The sequence below is a fragment of the Arenimonas sp. genome (assembly GCF_019459675.1).
Taxonomy (GTDB): Bacteria; Pseudomonadota; Gammaproteobacteria; order Xanthomonadales; family Xanthomonadaceae; genus Arenimonas.
The window spans coordinates 1-4,428 of the sequence record NZ_JAIBFH010000276.1 but is presented as its reverse complement, the minus strand read 5'-3'; the positions used below and the strand labels follow the sequence as shown (position 1 = coordinate 4,428).

Annotated in this window: 5 protein-coding genes and 1 pseudogene; 1 reads left to right on the top strand and 5 read right to left on the bottom strand. The window is 64.8% G+C overall.

Going from position 1 to position 4,428, the window contains the following annotated elements:
• The 5 genes and pseudogenes from K0M70_RS09245 to K0M70_RS09225 all read right to left on the bottom strand — a co-directional run.
• Positions 1 to 813, bottom strand: an 813-nt coding sequence (locus K0M70_RS09245) for an AMIN domain-containing protein (protein ID WP_290781535.1), incomplete at its 3' end; no start/stop codon positions are given.
• A gap of 15 nt (positions 814 to 828) precedes the next feature.
• Complete coding sequence (locus K0M70_RS09240; RefSeq protein ID WP_290781534.1) at positions 829 to 1,350, bottom strand: pilus assembly protein PilP; 522 nt, start codon at positions 1,348 to 1,350, stop codon at positions 829 to 831.
• The gene (gene pilO / locus K0M70_RS09235; protein ID WP_290781532.1) at positions 1,350 to 1,982 is read right to left on the bottom strand and encodes a type 4a pilus biogenesis protein PilO; all 633 of its coding nucleotides are present in this window, start codon (positions 1,980 to 1,982) and stop codon (positions 1,350 to 1,352) included. Before pilO ends, K0M70_RS09240 begins: the two co-directional genes overlap by 1 nt.
• Positions 1,983 to 2,071: 89 nt before the next feature.
• Positions 2,072 to 2,629: pseudogene (locus tag K0M70_RS09230) on the bottom strand (PilN domain-containing protein); the annotation flags it as partial.
• Entirely contained in the window at positions 2,629 to 3,687 is a 1,059-nt protein-coding gene (locus K0M70_RS09225; protein ID WP_343211206.1) for a pilus assembly protein PilM, read from the bottom strand. The gene K0M70_RS09225 and the pseudogene K0M70_RS09230, both read right to left, overlap by 1 nt.
• A gap of 247 nt (positions 3,688 to 3,934) precedes the next feature.
• Here K0M70_RS09225 and K0M70_RS09220 point away from each other — a divergent pair.
• Positions 3,935 to 4,428: transglycosylase domain-containing protein (locus tag K0M70_RS09220; RefSeq protein WP_290781529.1), on the top strand; the 494-nt coding region annotated here is incomplete at its 3' end.

The following is a 4,428-nucleotide window of genomic DNA, read 5'->3' as shown; positions in this document are numbered from 1 at the left end:
GACCGCGGCGCGCTTGGGCGTGATCTCGATCACGTACTCGTTGCCCGTCTGGTAGGCCATCGAGTCGTAGGCACCGTTGGTGTTGATCACCAGGCGGGTGCTGCCGGCGTTGGTGTTGGGCTCGAGGCTCTGCACCGGGGTGGCGAAGTCGGTCACGTCCAGGCGCCGGCGCAGATTCTCCGGGATGCTGGCGTTGGCGACGTCAACCACCACTTTGGAACCTTCGTTGCGCATGTCGGCCGCCGCGCCATCGCCGTTGAAGCGAAGGATCACGCGACCCGAACCGTTCTCACCGCGACGGAAGTCGATATTGGCGACCTCGATGTCCGATGCGACCCGCTTGGTGGGGTCGGACGGGTTGGCCATGGTGTTGGAGGCGTTGCTCTGCACCGCTCCGGCATCGACGGTGAGCACCAGCAGGTTGCCGGCGCTGCGGGTGGTATAGCCGGCGGGACGGAACAGATCCACTACGACGCGGGTCCGGCCGCCGGCTTCCACCGCCGATACGGCCGAAGTGGCGCCGCTGCCAATGACCACCCGGCGCTGGCTGAGCCCGTTGGTGGTTCCGGGCAGGTCGACCGCAATACGCGGCGGCGTGTCCGTGGTGAAGGCCTGGACGTCACCCACCGGCTCTGCGAACTGCAGGGTGATGTCAACCTTGCCCCCGGGGGCCGATGCGTAGCGCACGTCCTGCAGGACGTTCGCGGCCGAGGCTGACAGCGTGGCCGTCATGCCGACGACGAGCGCTCCCATGGCCAGCAACCAAGTGTGCTTGCTGCCCTTACCCTGGCCGATCGTTTTATTCGCGGTCATCGTGCATTCCCCCAATCAATTGTCTTCAAGGGCGATTTTGGCTTGACGCTCAAGCCAACCGCCGGCCCCATCAGGTACGAGTTCGACCATTTCAACGCGGTCCTCGAAGACCGCGGTGACGCGACCGTCGCTGAGCCCCATGTAGTTGCCCGGGCGGACCCGGTAGGTCACCTTGTCCGGCCCCATCAACAGCGCAATCACTCCGCTACCCGAACCGATGGTGCCCACCATGTCCAGGCTGTCCAGCGGGAAGGCCTCAAGGACCTCCTTGCGGCGGTTCGGATCCGGCCTCAGGCCGCTGCCCGACTGGTCGGCCACCGGCGCACTGAACGGATCGCGCAGGTTCTGGGCCGCGTATTCAAACGACGCGAACTGCTGCATCACCGGCAGCGGGTCCAGCGGCGGTGCCGGCTGCGCCTTGATTTCATTGACCTTGGCCTCGAGGTCCCGGCTGCCGCGGGTGCAGGCAGCGACCGAAAGGATGGCGGCACCCAGCAGCAGGCCGCGGACGACTTTCCCGGTAGCGAGCGCGCCCATCACAGCGCCTCCTCGACAACCGTTTCGTCGACCGATTCGTCTTCGTCCAGGTATCGGTAGGTCTTCACCGTGCCCTCCAGCACCAGGGTGTCATCGCCGTCGCCGCGCGGAGCCAGCGAGATGTCGTGCATGGTCATGATGACCACGCGCGGGAGCGAGGCCACGCCGCTTACGAAGGCGCCGAACTGGTGGTAGGTGCCCACCATGCGCAGCGCGATCGGCTTCTCGGCGTAGAACTGCATGGGCGTTTCCGCCCCCGGCTGGAACAGCTCGTTGTTGATGCCGCTGGCCAGGGCCGTCTGGGAAACATCGACGATCAGGTCGGGCATCTCGTTCTTGCTGGGCAGCTGGCGCAGCATCTGCTGCAGCATCACTTCCATCTGGGCAAGCTGCTGCTTGAGCGGTTCGAGGTTGGCCGCGCGGCCCTGCTTGTCCGTGAATTCGGCCAGCAGGGTGGCCTCGGTGGCTTCCTCGGTCGCGATCATCTCGCGCGTTTCCCGCACGAACAGGTACCAGGCCACCCCGACGATCAGGGCCACCAACAGGGCGCAGGCACCGATCTTGACCTGGACCGGCCAGGAGCCGGTGTTGTTGTAGTCAAGGTTGCGGATGTCGATTTTCTGGCTGCTCACAGGGCACCTCCGGCAACAGGCGCGGCGGCCTCGGGCGCGGCCGCAGGAGCGGCGGGCGCTTCGGGCGCCGCATCCGCTGCCTCGATAGCCGCCTCTTCAGGACTGGCGGGACCCTTGAGGGTCACGTTCAGCGTGAACTGGTTCGGCAGGCCCTTGTCGTCGCCCTTCGCCTCGATCACGGTCAGGTCGGGATTGCTCATCCATGCCGACTCGTCGAGATTGCGCATGTAGGAGCTGACGCGAGCATTGGACTGGGCCAGCCCTTCAAGCGTGAGCGTCTGTCCGCTTTGCTTGATGGAGCTGAGCCGGACGCCCTCGGGAATGGTGCGAACAAGTTGGTCGAACAGGTGCACCATCTCGGAGCGGCTGGCCTGCAGCTGTTCGATCACCTGCTTGCGGGCCAGCAGGTTGGACTTCTTCTTGTCCAGTTCCTCGATCTCGAGGATCTGCTGGTCCACCAGGACGATCTGTTCGCGCAGGTAGCTGTTGCGGTTCTGCTGGCCCTCGAGTTGGCCGCTGAAGTACATGACGATGAGGAAGCTGATCAGCAGCGCGAACGCCGCCGCCAAGCCCAGCATGCCGAGGAATTCCTTCTGGCGGAGCTTGCGTCGCTCCGCGCGCCAGGGAAGTAGGTTGATTCTGGCCATTAGTCGAAGCTCCTCAGGGCCAGGCCGCACGCGATCATCAGCGCCGGTGCGTCCTGCGCCAGGGCATGGGCCTGGACGCGGGGACCGAGCGCCATGTTGGCGAGCGGGTTGGCGATGACGGTCGGGACGCCGAGCTGTTCTTCGACGAGGTTGCCGATGCCGGCGATGGAGCCGCAGCCGCCGGCCAGCACGACCTGGTCGACGCGGTTGAAATCGCTGCCGGCGTAGAAGAACTGCAGCAGTCGGCTGACCTGCTGGACCAGCGCTTCCTTGAACGGCTCAAGCACCTCGACTTCGTAGCTTTCCGGCAGACCGCCCTGGCGCTTGGCCAGGCCCGCCTCGTCGTAGCTCAGCCCGTAGCGGCGCATCACTTCGTCGGTCAACTGCTTGCCGCCGAACACCTGTTCGCGGGTGTAGATGCTGCGCTGGCCACGGAGCACGTTCAGCGTGGTCATGGTGGCGCCGATGTCCACCAGGGCGACGATCGCGTCCTTGGGCACCGAAAGCTGGTCGGAAACCAGCTTGAAGGCGTTCTCCATCGCGAACGCTTCCACGTCGATGACCTTGGCGGTCAATCCGCCCAGTTCGAGCGCGGACTGGCGCAGTTCGACGTTCTCGGTGCGGGATGCGGCCAGCAGCACCTGGAGCATCTCCGGGTTGCTGGGCATCGGACCGAGCACCTCGAAGTCGATGCTGACCTCGTCGATGGGGTACGGGATGTAGTTGGCGGCTTCGAGCTGGACCTGGTCCTCAAGCGAATCCTCGTCCAGGTCGCCCTGGATGGGGATGATCTTGGTGATCACGGACGAGCCGGAAACGGCGGCGGCAGCGTGCCTGGCCTTGGTGCCGGAGCGGGCAACCGCCCGTTTGATCGCCTCGCCCACCGCCTCGACCTCGACGATGTTCTTCTCGACCACGGCATTGGGCGGCAGCGGCTCGACCGCGTAGTGCTCCACGCGATAACGGCCACCTGACTCAGTCAGCTGCAGGAGCTTGACGGCCGTGGAACTGATGTCCAGACCGACGAGCGGTGTCTTGGCATTTCCGAAAAGACCCACGGTTTCTCCCCTTCCGACGGGCACTTACAAGCGAATGGTGCGCCATCACATTAAATAACGAAAAATTGCCAAATGGCAATACCCCCCCCTGCACGGACGCCTCGGCGTCTCTGGGCCAGCCCTTTCGCTCCCCTAACCTAGACGCAGTTGAACCCGGAATCCGGCCGCCCCCACGACATCATCCCGGGTCATGGCACGTTCTATACTCCTTGCCCCATGACGATGTAAACCTCGGGAGAGGCCCAGGATGGCCCGTTTCATTCGACTGCTGCGCCGCCTACTGTACCTGTTCGCGGGCCTCGCGCTGCTCGGGGTGATCGCCCTGGGCATCCTGTACTGGCTGATCGCCCCCCGTCTCCCGGACGTCCAGGAGCTGCGCAACGTGCAGCTGCAGGTGCCGCTGAGCATCTATTCCCGGGACGGGAAGCTGATGGCGCTCATTGGCGAAACCAGGCGTTTTCCGGTCGAAATCGAGGACGTGCCGCTGCACGTCAAGCAGACCTTCATCGCCATCGAGGACGCCCGCTTCTACGAGCATCCTGGCATCGACTGGCGCGGCATCAGCCGCGCCCTCTGGCTGCTGGCCACCACCCACCACCCCCGGGTGGCGGGCGGCAGCACCATCACCCAGCAGGTGGCCAAGCAGTTCTTCCTGAGCTCGGAATACTCGTATACGCGCAAGCTCACCGAGATCTTCCTGGCTTTGAAGATGGAGCGCGAACTGAGCAAGGACGAAATCTT